16 protein-coding genes are annotated in these 19112 nt (G+C 71.6%); 5 read left to right on the top strand and 11 right to left on the bottom strand.

From position 1 onward, the window contains the following. Positions 1 to 17 precede the first annotated feature (17 nt). Together ElP_RS18470 and ElP_RS18465 are read right to left on the bottom strand one after the other, a co-directional pair. Positions 18 to 809: a CDP-alcohol phosphatidyltransferase family protein gene (locus ElP_RS18470; RefSeq protein WP_145271774.1), complete on the bottom strand. Its 792-nt coding sequence runs from the start codon at positions 807 to 809 to the stop codon at positions 18 to 20. Next, complete coding sequence (locus ElP_RS18465) at positions 806 to 2353, bottom strand: amino acid permease (RefSeq protein WP_145271772.1); 1548 nt, start codon at positions 2351 to 2353, stop codon at positions 806 to 808. The genes ElP_RS18470 and ElP_RS18465 overlap by 4 nt, the downstream gene beginning before the upstream one ends. 294 nt (positions 2354 to 2647) lie before the next feature. Here ElP_RS18465 and ElP_RS40695 point away from each other — a divergent pair, with 294 nt between their 5' ends. After that, on the top strand, positions 2648 to 3295 hold the full coding sequence (locus ElP_RS40695; RefSeq protein ID WP_145271770.1) for a hypothetical protein: 648 nt from the start codon (positions 2648 to 2650) through the stop codon (positions 3293 to 3295). A gap of 12 nt (positions 3296 to 3307) precedes the next feature. Here ElP_RS40695 and ElP_RS18455 read toward each other — a convergent pair whose 3' ends face one another. Further along, positions 3308 to 4147, bottom strand: a complete 840-nt coding sequence (locus ElP_RS18455; RefSeq protein WP_145271768.1) for a hypothetical protein — start codon at positions 4145 to 4147, stop codon at positions 3308 to 3310. Positions 4148 to 4152: 5 nt separating this feature from the next. After that, positions 4153 to 4917 carry a C1 family peptidase gene (locus tag ElP_RS18450; protein ID WP_145271766.1) on the bottom strand — a complete coding sequence of 255 codons (765 nt, stop codon included), beginning with the start codon at positions 4915 to 4917 and terminating at the stop codon, positions 4153 to 4155. A 366-nt stretch (positions 4918 to 5283) separates the two neighbouring features. Between ElP_RS18450 and ElP_RS18445 the strand changes: the two genes are divergently transcribed. After that, a complete protein-coding gene (locus ElP_RS18445) occupies positions 5284 to 7287 on the top strand; it encodes a dipeptidyl-peptidase 3 family protein (protein WP_145271764.1) in 2004 nt (667 codons plus the stop codon). Positions 7288 to 7307: 20 nt separating this feature from the next. Here the strand turns inward: ElP_RS18445 and ElP_RS18440 are convergent, their stop codons facing one another. The 5 genes from ElP_RS18440 to ElP_RS18420 all read right to left on the bottom strand — a co-directional run bounded on the left by ElP_RS18440 (position 7308) and on the right by ElP_RS18420 (position 12752). After that, positions 7308 to 7865 carry a sugar O-acetyltransferase gene (locus ElP_RS18440; protein WP_145271762.1) on the bottom strand — a complete coding sequence of 186 codons (558 nt, stop codon included), beginning with the start codon at positions 7863 to 7865 and terminating at the stop codon, positions 7308 to 7310. A gap of 110 nt (positions 7866 to 7975) precedes the next feature. Next, positions 7976 to 9433: a hypothetical protein gene (locus ElP_RS18435; RefSeq protein ID WP_145271760.1), complete on the bottom strand. Its 1458-nt coding sequence runs from the start codon at positions 9431 to 9433 to the stop codon at positions 7976 to 7978. Positions 9434 to 9501: 68 nt separating this feature from the next. Further along, positions 9502 to 11676, bottom strand: a complete 2175-nt coding sequence (locus ElP_RS18430) for a xanthine dehydrogenase family protein molybdopterin-binding subunit (protein ID WP_145271759.1) — start codon at positions 11674 to 11676, stop codon at positions 9502 to 9504. After that, complete coding sequence (locus ElP_RS18425; protein WP_145271756.1) at positions 11673 to 12155, bottom strand: (2Fe-2S)-binding protein; 483 nt, start codon at positions 12153 to 12155, stop codon at positions 11673 to 11675. The genes ElP_RS18430 and ElP_RS18425 overlap by 4 nt, the downstream gene beginning before the upstream one ends. A 123-nt stretch (positions 12156 to 12278) precedes the next feature. Next, positions 12279 to 12752, bottom strand: a complete 474-nt coding sequence (locus ElP_RS18420; RefSeq protein WP_197446160.1) for a VanZ family protein — start codon at positions 12750 to 12752, stop codon at positions 12279 to 12281. Between the two features lie 329 nt (positions 12753 to 13081). Between ElP_RS18420 and ElP_RS18415 the strand changes: the two genes are divergently transcribed. After that, positions 13082 to 14227: an alpha/beta hydrolase gene (locus ElP_RS18415; RefSeq protein ID WP_145271752.1), complete on the top strand. Its 1146-nt coding sequence runs from the start codon at positions 13082 to 13084 to the stop codon at positions 14225 to 14227. Positions 14228 to 14240: 13 nt separating this feature from the next. On the opposite strand, the gene ElP_RS18410 is transcribed toward ElP_RS18415, so the two are convergent. Then, entirely contained in the window at positions 14241 to 15056 is an 816-nt protein-coding gene (locus ElP_RS18410) for a carbon-nitrogen hydrolase family protein (RefSeq protein ID WP_145271751.1), read from the bottom strand. A 22-nt stretch (positions 15057 to 15078) separates the two neighbouring features. Beyond that, the gene (locus ElP_RS18405) at positions 15079 to 16233 is read right to left on the bottom strand and encodes an alpha/beta fold hydrolase (protein WP_231749174.1); all 1155 of its coding nucleotides are present in this window, start codon (positions 16231 to 16233) and stop codon (positions 15079 to 15081) included. Between the two features lie 470 nt (positions 16234 to 16703). On the opposite strand from ElP_RS18405, the gene ElP_RS18400 reads away from it, so the two are divergent. Together ElP_RS18400 and ElP_RS18395 are read left to right on the top strand one after the other, a co-directional pair. Continuing rightward, positions 16704 to 17483, top strand: coding sequence for an ATP-binding cassette domain-containing protein (locus tag ElP_RS18400; protein ID WP_145271747.1), 780 nt, complete (start codon positions 16704 to 16706; stop codon positions 17481 to 17483). Beyond that, entirely contained in the window at positions 17480 to 19072 is a 1593-nt protein-coding gene (locus ElP_RS18395) for a glycine betaine ABC transporter substrate-binding protein (protein ID WP_145271745.1), read from the top strand. The genes ElP_RS18400 and ElP_RS18395 overlap by 4 nt, the downstream gene beginning before the upstream one ends. Positions 19073 to 19112 lie beyond the last annotated feature (40 nt).

Below are 19112 nucleotides of genomic sequence, written 5' to 3'. Positions count from 1 at the left end.
GTCCGGCCGGGAGGTGGTCAGGCCGATGCGGCCGGGGCCTCCCGGTGGGGCGGGTCTCCCTGGAGCCACCGCCTCACGGTGATGATCCACGAGGCGCCCATGTAGTAGACCGGGTAGAACAGCGAGGCGACCGCCAGCGGGTAGGCCGGGTCGTCGGCGGTGGGGGTCGTCTCGGTGGGCAGCCTCCAGAGGATCCAGATCAGCAGGATCGACCAGGGCACGGCCAGGACGTTGCTCAGCTTGTTGATCGTACCCGGCTGCGACGGGTAGAGGTATCGGCTGGGGACGAAGGTCATCAGGCTGAAGAGGATGACGAAGCCCAGCGCCGCCCAGCCCGGGAGCTGGAGCACGTACAGGTAGAAGGCCACGGCGTTCCAGAGCGAGGGGAAGCCAAGGAAGTAGCCGTCGTCGGTCTTGGCCTCGACCTGGCAGAAGCCGTAGGCGCTGGCGAGCAGGGCCAGCACGAGCCAGCCCTCCTGCCCCGGGGGCAGCAGCTCGGCCCGCCAGATGAGCAAGAGGGGGAGGAAGGTGTAGGTGAGGTAGTCGGTCAGGTCGTCGAGCTTCCGGCCGTCGAAGCCGGGCAGGACGCGCTTCACGCCAATCTTGCGGGCCATGGTGCCGTCGGTGGCGTCGACGAGCGTGGCGATGACCATCAGCAGGAAGGCGCCCCGGAACGCCTCGCCCCCCCCCTGCACCAGCAGCACGGCGACCGCCGAGGCGATCACCAGCCCCATCGCCGTGTACAGGTGGACGCCCCAGGCGAGCCCTCGGCGAATCAGCCCCTCGCCCCCGGATCCCGGCGTACTCATCCGCGTCCTCCCCCGTCGTGATCGAGCAACATCGACCCGGGGGCCATCGCCGGCGCCCGGTGGGTCTCCAGCACGCCGGTCTTGTGACGGCGGACCAGCAGGTAGTACGAGCCCCCGATGAGCAGCATCGCGGCCGTCATCAGCGGGGCGCAGAACCGGCGGAGCGGGCCGTCGCCGTAGACCTCCGCCCTCGGCCAGCCGAGGTTGACGATCACGAATGCCCCCCAGGCCACGGCCAGGGCGTTGATCGGCAGCCCCCATTTGCCCAGCGAGAACGGGCCGGAGCCCCGGGCCCCGGTCCGGATCCGGCGGAGGAGCAGCGGCGCCGTCACCAGCAGGTAGGCGAGGTTCGCCCAGACGATCGAGACGGAGGCCATGACCTCGATCACCCTCGGGTAGTTCACGTTCACCACCAGCAGCACCACCGCGCAGGCCCCGAGGAAGACGGCCGGCAGGGTGGGGGTGCGCGAGGTCTCCGAAATCCGGGCCAGCCCCTCGGAGAAGGGCAGGTTGTTGTCCCGGGCCATCGCGAACATCAGGCGGACGGCGGCGGCGTGCACGGTGAGCGTGCAGACGGTGACCGCCACGACCAGCAAGCAAAGCAGGGGCCGCCCCAGCGCCGACCCCAGGACCTGGGTGATGACGTACGGCATGCCGCCGGTCACCTGCCCCAGCATCGGGTCGGCCGGATCGGAGACGGCGCAGAGGGCCGTGACGATCAGCAGCGCCCCGACCAGCCCGACCGAGCCGAGTGCCCCGAGGATCGCCCGGGGGGCCCGGCGTCGGGGCTCGTCCGTCTCCTCGGCGAGCGACCCGGCGGTGTCGAAGCCGTACATCACGTAGGTCGCCGTCAGGGCGGCGCCGAGGAAGGCGCCGAGGTAGCCCAGCGGGTGGCCCTCCCCCCGGTCGTAGGTCTCCAGCACGATGGCCGGGCTCCGCTTCATGGCCGAGGCGAGCAGGACCACCAGCAGCACCGCGCCGACGATCTCGGCGAAGACCCCCACGTTGTTGATCCGCGAGAGCAGCCGGACGCCCACCGAGTTGACCAGCGTGCTGAAGACCAGCAGCACGCAGCCCAGCAGCACGGCGTTGCGGGCGGCGTCGGTCGGGTCGTCGCCCGAGCCGATGAACTGGAACGCCGGGGAGAGCTGCGGGAGCGTCACCTGCAACGCCAGCGCCACGGCCGAGAGGGTGATCGCCGAGCAGGCCAGGTACACCCAGCCGGCCATCCATCCCACGCCGGGCGAACCGGCGTGCTTGGACCACTGGTAGACGCCCCCCGAGAGGGGAAACTCCGAGGCCAGCTCCGCGAAGCAGAGCGCCACCAGGAACTGCCCGAGGAAGACCGCCGGCCAGGTCCAGAAGAAGGCGGGCCCGCCGGCCCCGTAGCCCAGGTAGAAGAGCTGCGGCAGGCCGGTCAGGATGGACAGGTACGAGAAGCCGACGGCGAATGAGGAGAAGCTGCCCAGGGTCCGGTCCAGCCGTTGCCGGTACCCGAAGTCGGCCAGTTCCTGGGCGTCTCGGCTCGAATCCTCCTGCGACACTCGGGGAGCCTCACCATGGGGAGATCAAGGAATTCTCGTCGAAAATTCACTATAGCATAGTGAGCGTCGGGCTCCTCGGCGAGCCCATCCGCCCCGGCCGTCCCCGGTTCTTGGCGATCTGGGCCGGGGCCCCGGACGACGCGAGCCCCCCGGATAGGTCGCCCCCCCGGGTCGGGCGGACCCGGCCGCCGCCCCGAATCGCGGGAACCGGATCGCCGATCGTCCAGGCGGGGGGATAAGCTTGGGGAGGGCCGTCGCGTGACGAGCCGTCCCAGTCCGCCCGGGATCCGACCCATGCCGACCGACCATCGACCGCAGCCCGCCCCCCGCCCGACCCTCGCGGTCGCGGCGACCCTGCTGATCGCGCTCGCGCCGATCGCCGCCCCGGGCCAGGACGCCCCGCATCCGGAGGACGGCCCTGCGCTGTCGGCCGGGCAGCTCGCCCACGTCCGCCGGATGGCCGAGGGGATCGCCGGGGAGATCGCCGGGCTGAGCCGGGCGGACCGGGAGCGGATCCTGACGCAATACGTCCTCAACGAGTTCGCCGAGGTGGCCGGAGAGCCGGGGGCCGACACCATGGACCTGGGCCCGGCACTCCGGGCGCAGGCCGGCCGATTGGTCGCCCGGATCCTTGGGGGGACGCCCGCCCCGGACCCGGCTCCGACCCCGACCCCGACTCCCCGCCCCGACCCTCCCGATCCGTCGCCCTCCCCCGCGAACGGACCGACCCCTGGCCCTTCGCCGTCGCCCCCCTTCCCGTTCTTCGGGCCGACGGAATTCACCTATCCCGTCGTCTACGTCTATCCGGTGCAGCCGGTCTCCTACGTCTCCTGGCCCGTCGTCCCCTCCTCGTGGCCGTTCATCGAGACGCCGCAGCAGCAGTGGGTCGGCCCGGCGTCCGGGCCGGTGGCCCCGGTGACCTACTACTACTTCGCCTGGTGACCGGCCCCCGGGTCAGGCCGGGGAGAGGCTCTGGGGGGCCGCCTGGTGGGCGAGGTAGCCCGCGTGGCTGATGCCCATCAGGGTGACCAGCCCGTTGTCGAGCGCCGGCAATGCCCGGATCGGCGCCGGCTGGCCCAGGACCCCGGCGAGGGCGGCGGCGTAGAGGATCAGCACCAGCATCGAGACGAGGGCGAACTGGAGCTTGCCGAGGCTGGTGAAGGGGGCGTCCCCGACCTCGTCGCCGGTCAGCAGGTCCGAGAACGAGGCCCCCTCGGCGCCCCGGTTGACGAGGATCGGGCCGACGTTGGAGAAGCAATCGGCCGGGACCGAGGTCCCGGCCCGCTCGACCCGGGACTGCATGGCCCGATGCAGCTCCCCGGGGTCGACCTTCCGACGCGTCTTGGCCTCCCGGATCATCGGCGCCCCGACCGCCGAGGTCACCCCGAGCCCCATCAGCGCCCAGAGCGTCTGGGGCACGTCGACCCGCAGCGGGTCCGGGGCCCGGGAGCCGATGTTCGCCATGCACGCGACGTAGGCGGCCGAGGGGACCAGGACGGTCCATGCGAGCAACTGGAGGCGGGAGAGGCTGAACCGGTTGCGACGATCGATCAGGGCCCCGGCCGCCCTCCCCGTGGTCGCCCGCCCGACGACGACGATCATCAGCGTCAGGACCGAGATCACCGCCGCCCACCCCCCGAGGTGCGACCGGGGGACGACGACCATCCCCGCCGCCGCGACCAGGACCAGGCCGAGGGCCATCGCCATCGAGGTCGCCCGGGACCATCGCAAGGCCCGGCCGGCCGGCGCCAGGCTCGGGGGGGCTCCGGGGGCGGTGGGGGTCGTGCTCTCCATGGAATTCACTCCACGACCCGGATCGTCCAGAAGGAGTTCGACAGGTCCGGGTCGGTCAGGTAGGCGAACGGCATGGTGAAATAGCCGCCCATCCCCCAGCCCGGCCCCCAGGAGTTCCGGACGAGGAACCGGGCCGAGTCGTCGTCGTAGCCGACGGCGAGCACCGCGTGGCCTCCCACGACCGACTCGCCGTAGCCGGGCAGCGACGCCACCCCGGTCCGGGCCACCTCCGGCCCCTCGAAGCCCTCGTAGACGGTGAAGCCGAAGGCGAACGGGTAGCCGGACGCCAGGCAGGCCCGCATCTGGACCAGGCTCCTCGGCACTCCCAGGTACAGCAGGGCCCGGTCCGCCTCGGCGGCCTGATACGCCGACTCGGGCGGCCGTTCCGCGAATCGGGCCGGGTCGTAGGGCCAGTCCGCCTCCGGCGGCGCGCCCTGCGAGGCGACCGACTTCATCCCGTCCCGCAGCGAGGCGCCCGAGTCGGTCCCGACCGTCCCCTCAATCTCCCGCTCATTGTAATAGATGAACAGGCGTGACGGCGTGAATACCGGGGAGAGCTGCTCCTCCATCTGGAGGAATTCCATCGCCCCGGCGATGGCGTTGGCCGTGCAACTGCCGAGCTGGCCCTGGTCGTAGACCGCCGGGCACCGGGGCCGGAGGTCGACATCCCGGGGCAGTGATTGCAGGGTCGCCTGCTCCGCCGAATAGCGGCGGTCACGCTGGTCGGGGAGGTCGGGGATCCAGCCGTATCGCGCGATCGATCGAGGCATGCCCACCCTCGTCGGCAAGGAGGAAGTCGTCACCGGCTTCGCCGCCCGGCCGGACTCCGGGTCGGTCGTCCGGCCGGTCCCCCCGGGTCGGCCTCGGTCGGGACGGCTCATTGTCGGCGGGCCCGTGGCCCCGGATCAAGCGGGGAGCCGAGACGACCGGTGCGGGAACCCGATCGCCGGGCCCCGGGGATTCGTGGATGGGCCGAAGGAGGGGGAATCACCCAGGCCGTGTCCGGACCCCTTCCCGGTCCCCTCAGGGACGGCACATGGAGAGACGACGGGCCATTCGACTCCTGGGCCCCGGCGGGCCTCGCGGCTATGATACTCGGACTCGGACCGCCCCTGAATCCCCGGAGTGATCGACCGATGCCCGCGAACCCGCTGATCCTCCCCGTCGCGCTCTGGTGCGCGCTCGCACCCGTCCCCCAGGCCGAGGAGCCCGAGGCCGGGCGGGAGTACCTGCTCGAACGCATCGGCGATGCCGCCGTCGTCCAGATCTACGCCGACGGCTTCGAGGGACTCCCCCTGGAGGAGAAGCTCCTCGCCTGGCACCTCTACCAGGCCGCCCTCGCCGGGCGTGACATCTACTACGACCAGCGCTCCGCCCACGCCCTGGAGATGCGGGCCGTCCTGGAGGCCGTCCTCACCCACGGCGCGCACGTCGAGGCCGACACTCTGGCCGAGATCCGCCGCTACACCAAGCTCTTCTGGATCAACTCCGGCCCGTACAACCACCTGACGGCCCGGAAGTTCGTGCTCGAATGCCCGCCCGACGCCTTCCTGGCCGCCGTGAACGCCGCCGCCGAGGATGGCGCCGAGTTCCCGACGGGTCCGGGCGAGTCTCTCGATGCGATGGTCGGGCGACTGGGCCCCATGTTCTTCGACCCCGCCTTCGAGCCGATCGTCACCAACAAGAGCCCCGGGCCCGGGGGCGACATCCTACTCGACAGCGCCAACAACCTGTATGTCGACGTGTCCTCGAAGGACCTGGCCGGGTTCGAGGAGGCCTATCCGCTCAACTCCCGGCTGGTGAAGCGGCCCGACGGGACGCTCGTCGAGGAGCCTTATCGCATCGGCGGCCGCTATTCGGAGCAGATCCGGCGGATCATCGAGCATTTGAAGGACGCCTCGGCCGTGGCCCCCGGGCCGACGGCCGAGGCCCTGCTGGCGCTGGTCACCTACTACGAGTCGGGCACCGTCGAGGACCGCAAGGCGTACGACATCGCCTGGGTCCGGGACGCCGATGCCTCGGTCGACACGATCAACGGGTTCACCGAGGTCTACATGGACGCCCGGGGGGTGAAGGGCTCCTGGGAGTCCGCCGTCTTCTACGTGAACGAGGAGAAGACGGCCGACATCAAGAAGATCGCGGCCGAGGCCCAGTGGTTCGAGGACCGCATGCCCTGGGCGCCGGATTACCGCAAGCCCGACGTGCAGGGGATCACCGCCAACGCCATCGAGGTCGTCATCGAGACGGGAGACTGCGGCCCCGTCACCCCCATCGGCATCAACCTGCCGAACGACCAGGAGGTGCGCGAGCAATACGGCAGCAAGTCCGTCTCCCTCTCGAACGTCATCGAGGCGTACGCGGAGTCGACCCCCACCGCCTTCCACGCCGAGTTCTCCTGGACCGGCGAGGAGGCCGCCCGGGCCGAGGAGTGGGGCGGACTCTCCAAGGAACTGCTCGTGAACATGCACGAGGTCATCGGCCACGCCTCCGGCCGGGTCTCCGACGCGCTGGAGGGGCAGCCCCAGGACGCGATCAAGGAGTACTATTCCGCCCTGGAGGAGGGCCGGGCCGACCTGATCGCCCTGTATTTCATGGCCGATCCCCGGCTGGCCGAGCTGGGGCTGGTCGCCGCCGAGGACCAGCCCGAGATGGCCCGGGCCGCCTTCGAGGACTACACCCGCAACGCCCTGGTCCAGCTCCGCCGCGTCCCCGAGGGGGCGCAGATCGAGGAGGACCACATGCGGAACCGCCAGATGGTCGTCCGCTGGCTGATCGACAACACCGAGGCCATCGAGGTCCGGGAGCGGGACGGAAAGACCTATTACGTCATGGTCGACCCCGAGGCCTTCCGGGCCGGCGTCGGTACGCTGCTCGCCGAGGTGCAGCGGATCAAGTCTGAGGGGGATTACGCCGCCGCCAAGGCGCTGTTCGACACCTACGGGATCACCTTCGACCCCGACCTCCGCGACCAGGTCGTCTCCCGGGTGGAGGCGCTGGACCTCCCCTCCTACACCGGCTTCGTCATGCCCCGGCTGGAGCCGGAGTACGGCGACGACGGCGAGATCGTCGACGTGGCGATCTCGTACCCGAGGGACCTGGAGGCCCAGATGCTCGAATACTCGTCCTTCGGTTCCGAGTGAGCCCGCCGACCGCCCGTCCCCTACTCCGTGATCTCCCGGACCACCCGGCAGGGGTTCCCCGCGGCGAAGACGCCGTCGGGCACGTCCCGGGTGACCACGCTCCCGGCCCCGATGACGGACCGGGAGCCGATCCGGACCCCCGGGCAGATGATCGCCCCGCCGCCGACCCAGACGTCGGAGCCGATCTCGATGGGCTTGGCGAACTCCTGCTTGCGGCGCAGCTCGGCGTTCATCGGGTGCGTCGCCGTGTAGACCTGGACCGCGGGCCCGAAGAGCGTGTAGTCGCCGATCGTCACCCGGCAGACGTCCAGCACGACGCAGTTGAAGTTGAAGAAGACCCGCTCGCCGAGCAGGATGTTCGACCCGTAGTCGCAGTAGAACGGCGGCTGCATCCAGACGGTGTCCCCCCCCTTGCCGAAGAGGCGACGCAGCAGATCCCTCCGTTCCTCGACATGCGCCTCCCGGGTCGCGTTCAGGTCCTGGCAGAGGTCCCTCGCGCGGTCGCGGTCCCGGACGAGCTCCGGATCCATTGGGTCGTAGAGTTCCCCCGCCAGCATCTTCTCCCGCTCGGTTCGCATCAAAGGCTCCCGGTCGAAATTGGTGGGCCGTGTCGATGGAGACGAATGGATTCGCGAGGGCGGCCGGTTCGCGCCGGTCGGGCTCGCCCGGCCCGGCGATCTCGATCGGGTCAGCGGCCCGATCTCCCGACGACGATCAGGGAGCACCCGTGCAGCCCCGCGGTGGCCGCCACCAGCACGGCCAGCCACCGGCCGATCCCCAGCGATCGGATTAATGCCCGCTCGTAGGCCGGCAAGACCGCGTCGAGCTGGCCCAGGCCGCCGGCCATCGCGCCGAGGGTGCGATCCTCCTCGTCGAGCCGGTCGGCGAGGGCGGGCAGGCCGTCGGCGACGAGGTCGGAGAGCCGGGAGAGGTCGGCCGTCGCCGACTCATAGGCCGATCGGTTGCGGATCGCCAGGTCGGCCTGGTCCCGGGCCGACCGGAGCACCTCGGCGGCGCCGAGGAGACCGGATTGCACCCGGGGCCAGCGCGCCCCGGCCTCGTCGATCGACCGTCGGGCCTCCCGGAGCGAGTCCGACAACGCCCCCAGCCGGGAGGCGGCCCGGAGGGACTCCGACAGCCCGATGCCGAGTCGGGGGAGGGCCTCCGCCAGCTCGGCCGCCCGCCCGGGGAGTTCGGCGAGCAGGCGATCGACCTCGGCCTGGCGTTCGAGGGCCTCGTCGAGCACCCCGCGGGTCGAGGTCAGGCCCCGACGACTCTCGGCGATCGAGGCCCGGATGGCGGGCAGTTCCCGGGCGATCGCGTCGGCCTGGTCCCCGGCGGCCTCCATCCCGGCGGCGACCCGGCGGAGATCCGTGCCGACTTGGCGGGCCCTCGGCCAGAACGGGCGGTTGCGGATGCGGGGGGTGAGCCCGTCCAGCTCGACGACCGGGTACGAGTAGCTCGCCGCGCGGTCCGTCAGCCGGGCGGCCTCGTCCACCACCCCCTCGGCCCCGCCGGCCGCGTCGCCGATCGCGGCGACCCGCCCCGGGTCGAGCATCGCCTCGCTCGCGGCCAGCCCCTCGTCGAGCCGGGCGATGCCGTCCCGGATCTCCCGGAGCGGGGCCAGGTCGAGCGGCATCGCGCCGATCGCGTCGGCCAGTCGCCCGGCCGCCTGACCCATCGGCGCCGAGGCGGATTCGATCCGATCGGCCGCGTCGAGCGCCGAGGGGACGATGTGATCGTCGATCACCTCGGCCGCGCCGGAGAGGTCATCCCCGAGCGCGGCCAGGCCCCCGGGGTCGACCGCCCCGGCGAGGGCCGACAAGCCCTCGGCGGCCCGGCCGAGGCCGTCCCGGAGGGCTTCGAGCGCGTCGAAGTCGACACGGGAACGCTCGGAGATCCCCGAGATCGTCCGGGCCGAGGCGGCGAGCGCCTCGGCCCGCTCGGGGAATCCGGAGTCGCGGAGCCCCCGGAGCTCGCGCCGGGCGATCGCCACCTGTTCCTCGGCCGCCGCCGTCACCCGCAGGGTCCCCTCGAAACCGAGGCGGACTTCGTCCCCTCCCGGGAGCGTGGCCGCCAGGGCGACCAGCGCCGAGGCCGCCGCCAGCTCCAGCAGGCCGAGCGCGGGGAACACGAATCGCCTCATCCCGACCCTCCCGATCGCCCCGGGGCCGCCGACGAGCCCGATCGGGAGGGTCGGGGCATACCCTCGGGCTATCCTTCGCCCCGGAACCCCTCGGGGACAAGGGGGAGGGACCGGATTCGCACCCCGGTCGCGGCGCGGATCGCGTTGCCGATCGCCGGGGCGATCGCCACGATCGGCGTCTCGCCCGCGCCACTGGAGGGGAGGTCGGGGCGGTCGATCAGCACGATCTCGAGGGAGGGGAGGTCGGTGAACCTCGGCACGCGATAGCGGGAGAAGCGGTCGGACCGGATCGTGCCGCCCTCGAACCGGATCCGCTCGAACAGGGCGCCGCCGAGCCCCTGGACGACCGCCCCTTCCACCTGGTTGTGCAGGTGCAAGGGATTGACGATCGCCCCGCACTCGAAGGCGGTCACGGCCCGGATGACGTCGACCCGGCCCGAGTCCTCGTCGACGGCGACCTCGGCACACGAGGCGACGTGCCCCCCCTTCTCCATCCCGCAGGCCAGGCCGAAGCCCCGGCCGGGGCCGGGCTCGGAGGCTCCCCAGCCGAAGCGATCGGCGGCGGCCTCCAGCACGGCCCGGACGCGGTCGACGTCCAGGTTCTTCAGGCGGAAGGCGAGCGGGTCCATGCCGATGGCCGCGGCGAGGTCATCGACGAGCGACTCCCTGGCGAAGTGGTTCGCCGTGGAGGCCAGGGCCCGGTACGACCCCTGCCGCAGCGGCGAATCGACCGGGATGAAGCCGAGGTCCCGGGCCTCGGTCGCGTAGGGGGGCTCGATCCCCGAGGCTCCCGAGTTGGAGTTGTGGAATTGCCAGGCCGTCAGCCGCCCGTCGTCCCGGCAGCCGACCCGGGCGTCGATCACCCCGGCCGGGCGGAAATAGGCCCAGGTGAATTCCTCGGTGCGGGTCCAGGTCAGCTTCACCGGCCTTCCCGAGCCCCGGGCGAGTCGGGCGGCCTCGATCGCCGCCTCGCCGGTGTGCTTGCCGCCGTAGCCGCTTCCGGTGTCGGGGACGATCACCCGGACGCTGTCTTCGGTGAGGTCGAACGCCGCGACCAGTTCCTCCCGGACGCCGAAGGGCCGCTGGGTGCCGGTCCAGACGGTCAGGCGGTCGCCGTCCCACTCGGCCACGGCGGCCCGGGGCTCCAGCGGTGCGTGGGCGATATAGGCGATCCGGTAGCGGGACTCGACGACCGCGTCGGAGGCGGCCAGGGCGCGGTCGATCGGGCCGTCGCCGCGATCCTCGGCCTCGTCGCGACGCTGGACGTCGCCGGGATGCTCCTTGAAGTAATCGAAGACGCTCGAATCCGACGGGCGGCCCTCCTCGGGGCCCGTCCAGACGGGCCGGAGCGCGGAGATCGCGCGCTCGGCGGTCGGCTCGTCGGTGGCGGCCACGCCGATGAAATCGCCGTCCCGGACGACGGTCACGCCGTCGATCGCCTCGGCGTCGCTGGCGTCGATCGATTCCAGGGTCGCCCCGTAGTGCGGCGGACGGAGGACCTTGCCGCGGAGCATCCCCGGCCGGGTGACGTCGGACGCATAGGCATGACGGCCGGTGACGAAGTCCTTCCCGTCGACCTTCCGGGCGTCGGTCCCGGCGAGTTGCCAGCGTCCGGGGGGAGTCGGCTCGTCGTCCTCCTCGATCGCGCCGACGAGTCGGCGGCCCTCGGTCAGCTCGCCGAACCCGGCCGAGCGGCTCGAAGGCGGGTGCGACACGGTCCCGTCGGCGACGGCGACCTCGGCGCGGTCGACCCCCCATCGCTCGGCGGCAAGCCCCTCCAGGGTCGACCGCGCCGAGGCGGCGGCCCGGCGGAGCTGCGGGGCCATCGTCGGGGTGGTCCGGCTGCCGAAGGTGCCCCGGTCGTAGGGCACGAGGTCGGTGTCACCCATCACCATCCGGACCGAATCGATCGGGACCCGGAGCTCGTCGGCCACCGCCTGGGAGAGCGACGTCCGGGCATTCTGCCCGACCTCGACCTTGCCGGTGAACGCCGAGATCGTGCCGTCCTCGGCGATCCGGATCCAGGCGCCGACCTCCCGGGGCTCCTCGGACTGGCCTCTGCCTCTCCCCCGTCCCGACTCCTGGGCCGAGGCCCCCCGGAGCAGGCAGAGGACCACCAGCCCGCCGCCGACCGAGCGGAGGAAGTCGCGGCGGTCGAGCTGGACCCGCGCGATCGAGGGGAGCAGCTCGTAGCGTTCGGGTTCGAGGTCTTCGATGAAGGAGCGATCCTGCGAACGGCTCATCGGTCACCCCCCTTCATCCGATCGGCGGCCAGGGCGACGGCGTCGAGGATCCGCGCGTAGGTGCCGCAACGGCAGACGTTCCGTCGCAGGGCGTCGACGACCCGTTCCCGGGTCGGCTCGGGCTCCTCGGCCAGCAGCGCGGCGGAGGCGACGATCATGCCGGGGGTGCAGTAGCCGCACTGCAGCGCGTCGCAGTCGAGGAACGCCTGCTGGACCGGGTGGAGCGTCCCGTCGTCGGATTCGAGCCCCTCGATGGTCGTAATCTCGCGGTCGGCCACGTTCCCGAGGCGGACGACGCAGGAGCGGGTGGCCGTCCCGTCGATGAGGACGGTGCATGCGCCGCACTGGCCCTCGCCGCAGCCGTATTTGCTGCCGGTCAGGCCCAGCTCGTCGCGGAGCACGCCGAGCAGGGGGCGCTCGGGCTCGGCCGGGATCCGTCGGGGAGTGCCGTTGACTCGGAATTCCAGGGTGCGGGCCATCGTCGCCTCCTCCTCGGGCCTCGGCTCGATCGGCCGGGCTCCCCCGGGGAAGGGGCCGACCGGCGTCGATCCCCAATGCTACCGACCCGGGCGTCGGGGAGTCGACGGGATTGTCGGCGTCGATCAGCGTCCGGCCCCCGCCCCCCGCGGGCCGGCGAATGCGGGGCGACGCGGACCCGCTGTGCCGATCGGCGTGAAGCTCCGGGACGCGGTCGATACCACCCTCAGGGTCGTGTAGGCCGCCAGGGCGCCGATCGTGTTGAGGATCAGGTCGTCCACGTCTGCGGTGCGACGCCCGCCGGCGAACTGGGCCGCCTCGATCGCCCCGCTGAGCAGGGACGCGGCCAGGACCACCTGCGCCGTCGAGACTCTCCCCGGCCTCGCCAGCGGGAGGAGCACCCCGACGGGGGCGAGCAGCGCGAGGTTGCCGGCCACGTTCAGCGCCATGGTCCGACCGCCGCTCGCACAACAGGCGGCGACCGTCCGCATCGGGACGAGGTTCGGCTCCGGGGAGTCCTGGTGGAACCGGACGAGCGTCAGCTCGACCAGCGCGAGCAGGTAGGCCGTCGAGACCACCACGATCAGGAATGATCGCATCTGCAATGCTCCCGAGCGATCCCGGCGGACGATCATCCCGGGGCCCCGACTCGGTCCCCGGCCCGGGCCCACGGCCCTGGATCGGCCGACCGCATCGAGGGGCGCCACCGCGGGGTGGCGCCCGGGGGGACGGCCGGCGGCACGACCCGCACGGGCGACACGATCGGACCCGCCGATGCCTTCCTCGGCATGCAGGAACCTTCGGGCGCCGATCAACGCCATGAGAACGCGACGGCCGGAATCCTCCGGGAGGGGCGTGGCGATGGGGCGACCCCGGGGGTATCTTGCCCCTCGACTCGATGGTCCCGACGGCAGGAGGAGCGACCCCCATGCGACGCCATCACCGGCTCGGACTCCCCTGGTCCCTGGTCTTCTTCGCGATCGCCGCCCCCGGGGCGACGGCCCAGGTCCGGGTCACCCCCGAATCTGCGCGCGGGGGGACCACCTCGGGCGAGCCCTGGGCGGTCGTCCCCGAGACGTTCCGCGACCTCGACCTGCCCGACTGGCCGGTGCCGACGGACCTGCCCCGCTGGGAAGGACAGGGCCGGGCGGAAGTCCGGTCAACGCTCCTCGAACTGCTGGGCGAACTGCCCCCGAGGCCCGACCCGGGCCGGGTCGAGGTCGTCTCCCGGGAGCAGCACGACGGCTACTCCCTGGAGCGGTTCCGGTTCCACAACGGCGTCGACATGGTCGTGCCCGGCATCCTGCTCATCCCCGACGGATTGACGGAGCCCGCCCCGGCGATCGTCGGCCTGCACGGGCACGGCAGCTCCAAGGAGAGCATCTGCACGGATGAGGGGCACGGCCAGTACGTCGGCCCGATGCTGGCGAGGAAGGGCTACGTCGTCGCGGCCATCGACGCCTATTTCAACGGCGATCGGATCGGCAAGGGCCCCGGCGGGGTCAACGACGACAAGCTCGGCCAGGAGCACAGCCTGTTCAAGCTCAACCTCTGGCTCGGCCGGACCCTCTGGGGCATGATGCTCCGGGATGAACAATGCCTGATCGATTACCTGGAGACGCGGCCCGAGGTCGACGCCTCCCGGATCGGCGCCACCGGGATGAGCATGGGATGCACCCGGGCCTGGTGGCTGGCGGCGATCGACGACCGGGTCGACGCGATCGTCGGCGTGGCCTGCTTCACCCGGTACGCCGAGCTGATCTCCCACGGCGACCTCCGGCGGCACGGGATCTATTACTTCGTGCCCGGCCTGCTCGACCACTTCGACACCGAGGCCATCTACGCCCTCGTCGCGCCCCGGCCCATGCTCCAGCTCTCCGGCGACGAGGACGGCGGGGCGCCGCTCGACGGGATCGAGGTCCTGGAGCGGAAGCTCCAGGAGGTCTACGCGCTCCACGGCGTCCCCGAGCATTTCCGGAGCGTGGTCTACTCCGGCACCGGCCACGAATACCTGCCGGAGATGAAAGACGAGATGGTCGCCTGGTTCGAGCGGCACCTGCCCGTGGAGGAGTGACGACGGGCCCGGCTCACAGCTCCGGGTGCAGGTGGTCGGCCACCGGGATCGAGCGTCGGACCCGCGCCACGAGGCCCGGGTCGATCTCGGCCAGGGCGAGGCCGGGCCCGTCGGCGGCGGTGGCGAGGACCTGGCCCCAGGGGTCGACGATCATGGCGTGGCCGAAGGTCTCCCGGAGGCCCTCGTCGTCGTGCCGGCCGCATTGGGCCGGGGCGATCACGAAGCCCTGGCACTCGATCGCCCGGGCCCGGACCAGCGGCTCCCAGTGGGCCCGGCCGGTCGTCAGGGTGAAGGCGGAAGGGACGCAGAGGATCTCGGCCCCCTCCCGGACGAGCCGGCGGTAGAGGTTGCCGAACCGGAGGTCGTAGCAGATCGACAGCCCGAGTGTGCCGAGCGGCGTCCTGGTCACGACGGCGGCCGACCCAGGGGCGATCTGGTCCGACTCTCGGTAGCGGACCGACTCCGAGACGTCCACGTCGAACAGGTGGATCTTCCGGTAGGTCGCCTGCACCTGGCCGTCGGGGCCGAATAGCACGCTGGTGTTGTGGCACCGGGCCGGGTCGCGCTCGATCCGCTCGTTGAACGAGCCGAGCAGCAGGTGGATGCCCAGCGAACGGGCCAGATCCCCGAACCGCCGGCAGGTGGGGCCGTCGATCGGCTCGGCGAGGCGGACCTTCTCCGGCGCCGGGCCGAGGAAGTTCGTGTTCTCGGGCGTGGCGACGAGCGCGGCCCCGTACCCCGCGGCGCGTTCGACCAGCGAGCGGGCCTGCCGCCAGTTGGCCTCGGCGTCGGAGGTGGAGGTCATCTGCACGGCGGCGGCCAGGAACATGGTGCGGCCTCCTTCCGGCCGATCAGCGCTGGGGGCTCGGGCGGACGGCCTGCTGCCGGGCGTCGAGCCAGTCGATGATCTCCGGGAAGATCTCCTTCGGGGCGTGCCGGCTCCAGACGAGGTCGCAGTGGCCATAGTCGGCGACGTGCCCCTGGGAGCGGCCGAAGCGGAGGAAGGTCTTGTCGGCGCTGCCCATGGCCTCGTAGGTCTTCCACTTCGAGAACAGGTCGGCCAGGATGTCGCCGTCCCCGGCGACGAAGAGCGTGGGCGTGCGGATCTCCGGGAGGCCGGCGAAGTAGTCGATCGAGCCGTCCTCCGAGACTAACCGACCGGACTCCAGGTAGCGATCCATCTGCTTCAGGGCGCCGGGGCCGGGGTCTTCCAGGGTCGAGCCGTAGAAGCGGTCGACGGTCTCGCGGTCGACGTTGTCGGCCGAGTAGTAGAAGCGGTCGATCTGGTCCAGGCCCGGGGGCCGGGCGATGGACATCGGCCGGGCGATCCGGCTGGTGCTGATGGCCTTCATCAGCGTCCGGAGGCCCCGGTTGGCCTTGAGGACCCGCTTCGATTCGGGAGACTCCGACACGCAGGCCGGGCTGCCCATGGCCACGAAGTTGGCGATCCGGTCCGCGTGCTCCGAGCGCTCCAGGAAGGCGAACATCAGCATCCCTCCCAGGCTGTGGCCGACCCAGTTGACGCGGTCGTGGCCGGTCTGGGAATGGACGTAGTCGAGGATCGCCGGCACGTCGTAGAGCGCCTGGTCGTCCATCGTCCACTCGTCGTTGCCGTACTCGGGGATGATCGTCTGCCGGAGCCCCGCGTTCACCCAGCCGACGGTGCCATCCCGGTAGCTCGCCCCCGAGCCCCTCATGTCCACCAGGAACACCTCATACCCGCGCCCGGCGAGCTGCGAGGGCAGGTGGTCGTCGGTGATCGTCCAGAAGGTGCCGTTGAGGCCCAGGCCGTGGCAGAGGACGACCGGCAGGGCCCCCGGCTTCGGGTCGATCGGGTGATAATGGCGGACCCCGAGCATCCAGCCGTCGGCCGTCCGGGCGAAGCCGTCGCTGCACGGCCGGAGGTCCCGGTTGAGGTTCAGCCTCCGCAGCGAGGCGCACCCGAGGCTGCCGAGCGCCAGGACGCAACCCGCCACCACCGCCAGCACGATGCGATCCCTGCGCATCCGGCGAGGACTCCGTTCCCCGATCATCCGCATCACCACGGTTCGAATGGGCCTGCCCCATGCCGACTCGATCGCGCGGTCCGAACCCGGCTTGTTTGAGGGTGCCGCAGACCATACGATCCAACCGGAGATTGATCAAGGCGAAGCCCGGGGGTCGCGGGACGGCGACGGAATCGCGAGGGGGCGTCCCGGTCATCGACTCCCGAGTGCGGGTCGTCCCCCGATCGGCCCCGGATGCCCTGCCCGTCGAGATCGCCGGGGGAGACGACGTCCTCCCGGTCTCCCCTCCGGCGCCGCCCCGACCGTCGCCGTCGAGGACTCGATCGACTCCAAGCGGCTCGACCGGGTGCGGTTGCCCGCCGGTCTGCCGATCGAGGCGGACTCGGCCGCCGGGGGCCGCATCAAGGCCGTCGTCCGGCGGCATCATCATCGTAGGGACTAGCCCGGAGCGTGACATCGAACCCGCGACCATGATCTCGGCGCATTCCGTCTCGAAGTCGTTCGACGGCGGCCTGACCCACTCCGTCCGGGACCTGGACCTCGACGTCCGGGACGGGGAGCTCCTGGTGCTGCTCGGCGAGTCGGGCAGCGGCAAGACGACGACCTTGAAGATGCTCAATGGCCTGGTCGCCCCGACCTCCGGGACGATCGTCGTCGAGGGGGACGACATCGCCGGGGTCGATCAGGTGATGCTCAGGAGGAGGATCGGCTACGTCTTCCAGGGGATCGGCCTGTTCCCGCACCTGACCGTGGCCGAGAACGTGGCGCTGGTGCCCACGCTGCTCGGCTGGCCTCGGACGGAGCGCGAGGCCCGGGTCGACGAGCTGCTCGGCCTGGTGAAGCTCGACCCGAAGACCTACCGATCGCGGGCCCCGGCGGAGCTGTCCGGCGGCCAGCGGCAGCGGGTGGGGATCGCCCGGGCGCTGGCGGGACGGCCGAGGATCGTCCTCATGGACGAGCCGTTCGGGGCGCTCGACCCGATCACCCGGGACCACCTCCAGATGGAATACCTGAACATCCACCGGGAACTCGGGCTGACGACCGTGATGGTCACGCACGACATCACCGAGTCGCTGATCCTGGCCGACCGGATCGCCGTGATGAGCGCGGGGAGGCTGATCCGCCTGGGAGAGCCCGCCGACCTGGTCGCCGAGCCGGGCGTCCCCTACGTGGCCGAGTTGCTGGAGACCCCTCGACGCCAGGCCGAACGCCTGGGCAACCTGCTCGACCCCGCCGGGGGTGCCCGATGAACGACAACCTCGCCCGGCAGTTCGAGATCCTGCCGCTGAACCTGTCGCATCACCTGAAGATCACCGTGATCGCCCTGGCGATCGGCGTGGTCATCGGCCTGCCGCTGTCGATCCTGATCGCCCGCAAGAAGGCGCTGCGCTACCCGGTGCTGACGGCGATCGGCGTGATCCAGACCGTGCCCAGCCTCGCGCTACTGGCCCTGATGGTCCCGCTGATGGCGAAGCTCAGCGAGTGGAGCCTGAGCCTCTCCGGCACCGGCTTCTCGTTCTTCGGCCTCTACCCGACGGTGGCGGCCCTGTCCCTCTACAGCCTCCTGCCGATCGTCCGGAACTCGGTCACCGGGATCCTCGGCGTCGAGCCGACGCTCACCGAGGCCGCCCGGGGGCTGGGGATGACCGACCGGCAGGCCCTGTTCAGGGTCGAGCTGCCGCTGGCCCTGCCGGTGATCGTCGCCGGCCTGCGAACGGCCACGGTCTGGGTGGTGGGCACGGCCACGCTGGCGACCCCCGTCGGGCAGCGATCGCTGGGCAATTATATTTTCAGCGGATTGCAGACGCGCAACTGGCTCGCCGTCCTGTTCGGCTGCGTGGCCGCGGCGGCCCTGGCGGTGACGCTCGACTTCCTGATCGGCGCCCTCGAACGCGCCGCCGCCGAGCGGAGCAGGAAGCTCGCCGTCGCCGCGTTCGCCGGGCTCGCCCTGCTGTTCGGCGGCGGCCTGGTGGCGCCGACCCTGGTGGCGCAGTACCGGGGGACGGGCGGTTCGGACGCGGTGTCGATCGGCTCGAAGACGTTCACCGAGCAATACATCCTCGCCTCGCTGTTCCAGCAGACGTTCAACGACGCCGGGATCCCCTCCCGACGGGTGGAGAACCTCGGGTCGACCTTCGGCCTCGATGCGCTGGCCCAGGGGGAGATCGACGTCTTCGTCGACTACACCGGCACCATCTGGGCGAACTCGATGAAGCGCTCGGGCCCCGACGACCGCGAGCGGGTGCTCGCCGAGGTGACGGAATGGCTCTCCGCCGAACGAGGGATCCGGTCGCTCGGCAGCCTCGGCTTCGAGAACGCCTACGCCCTGGCCATGCGTCGCGACCAGGCCGAGGAACTCGGGATCGAGACGATCGCCGACCTCGCCCCGCACGCCTCGAAGCTCTCCATCGGCGGCGACTACGAGTTCTTCGAGCGGCCCGAGTGGCGGTCGATCCGGGACACGTACGACATCGACTTCTCCCGGGAGGACACCTTCGACTCCACGTTCATGTACCAGGCCGCCGCCACCGGCCAGGTCGACGTGATCTCCGCCTTCACCACCGACGGCCGCATCGACGCCTTCGACCTCGTCGTCCTCGACGACCCGCGGGGCGCCATCCCACCCTATGACGCCCTGCTCCTGCTCTCCCCTCGGGTGGCCGACCGGGAGGACGTGGCCGCCGCCCTCTCACCGCTCGTCGGCGAGATCGGCGAGGACCTGATGCGATCGGCCAACGGCCTGGTCGACCGGGACGCCGACAAGAAGCCCCCCTCCGCGGCGGCCCGGGAGCTTCGGGGGTGGATCCGGGAACGGTCCTCCTCCTCCCCGACACCGTGACGAGGCGCGAGCAGGCCACGACGCACTCGGGGACGGTTGG

The sequence above is a fragment of the Tautonia plasticadhaerens genome (assembly GCF_007752535.1).
In the GTDB taxonomy this organism is placed as follows: domain Bacteria; phylum Planctomycetota; class Planctomycetia; order Isosphaerales; family Isosphaeraceae; genus Tautonia; species Tautonia plasticadhaerens.
Note: the sequence above shows the minus strand (reverse complement) of the source record. Positions and strands in the feature narration are given on the sequence as shown.

Coding starts and splice junctions, on each gene's coding strand:
- ElP_RS18415 (WP_145271752.1), top strand. CDS start 13,082: ATGCGACGCCATCACCGGCTCGGACTCCCCTGGTCCCTGGTCTTCTTC.
- ElP_RS18440 (WP_145271762.1), bottom strand. CDS start 7,865: ATGCGAACCGAGCGGGAGAAGATGCTGGCGGGGGAACTCTACGACCCA.
- ElP_RS18445 (WP_145271764.1), top strand. CDS start 5,284: ATGCCCGCGAACCCGCTGATCCTCCCCGTCGCGCTCTGGTGCGCGCTC.
- ElP_RS18435 (WP_145271760.1), bottom strand. CDS start 9,433: ATGAGGCGATTCGTGTTCCCCGCGCTCGGCCTGCTGGAGCTGGCGGCG.
- ElP_RS18395 (WP_145271745.1), top strand. CDS start 17,480: ATGAACGACAACCTCGCCCGGCAGTTCGAGATCCTGCCGCTGAACCTG.
- ElP_RS18400 (WP_145271747.1), top strand. CDS start 16,704: ATGATCTCGGCGCATTCCGTCTCGAAGTCGTTCGACGGCGGCCTGACC.
- ElP_RS18405 (WP_231749174.1), bottom strand. CDS start 16,233: ATGCGCAGGGATCGCATCGTGCTGGCGGTGGTGGCGGGTTGCGTCCTG.
- ElP_RS18455 (WP_145271768.1), bottom strand. CDS start 4,147: ATGGAGAGCACGACCCCCACCGCCCCCGGAGCCCCCCCGAGCCTGGCG.
- ElP_RS18410 (WP_145271751.1), bottom strand. CDS start 15,056: ATGTTCCTGGCCGCCGCCGTGCAGATGACCTCCACCTCCGACGCCGAG.
- ElP_RS18430 (WP_145271759.1), bottom strand. CDS start 11,676: ATGAGCCGTTCGCAGGATCGCTCCTTCATCGAAGACCTCGAACCCGAA.
- ElP_RS40695 (WP_145271770.1), top strand. CDS start 2,648: ATGCCGACCGACCATCGACCGCAGCCCGCCCCCCGCCCGACCCTCGCG.
- ElP_RS18425 (WP_145271756.1), bottom strand. CDS start 12,155: ATGGCCCGCACCCTGGAATTCCGAGTCAACGGCACTCCCCGACGGATC.
- ElP_RS18420 (WP_197446160.1), bottom strand. CDS start 12,752: ATGCGATCATTCCTGATCGTGGTGGTCTCGACGGCCTACCTGCTCGCG.
- ElP_RS18450 (WP_145271766.1), bottom strand. CDS start 4,917: ATGCCTCGATCGATCGCGCGATACGGCTGGATCCCCGACCTCCCCGAC.
- ElP_RS18470 (WP_145271774.1), bottom strand. CDS start 809: ATGAGTACGCCGGGATCCGGGGGCGAGGGGCTGATTCGCCGAGGGCTC.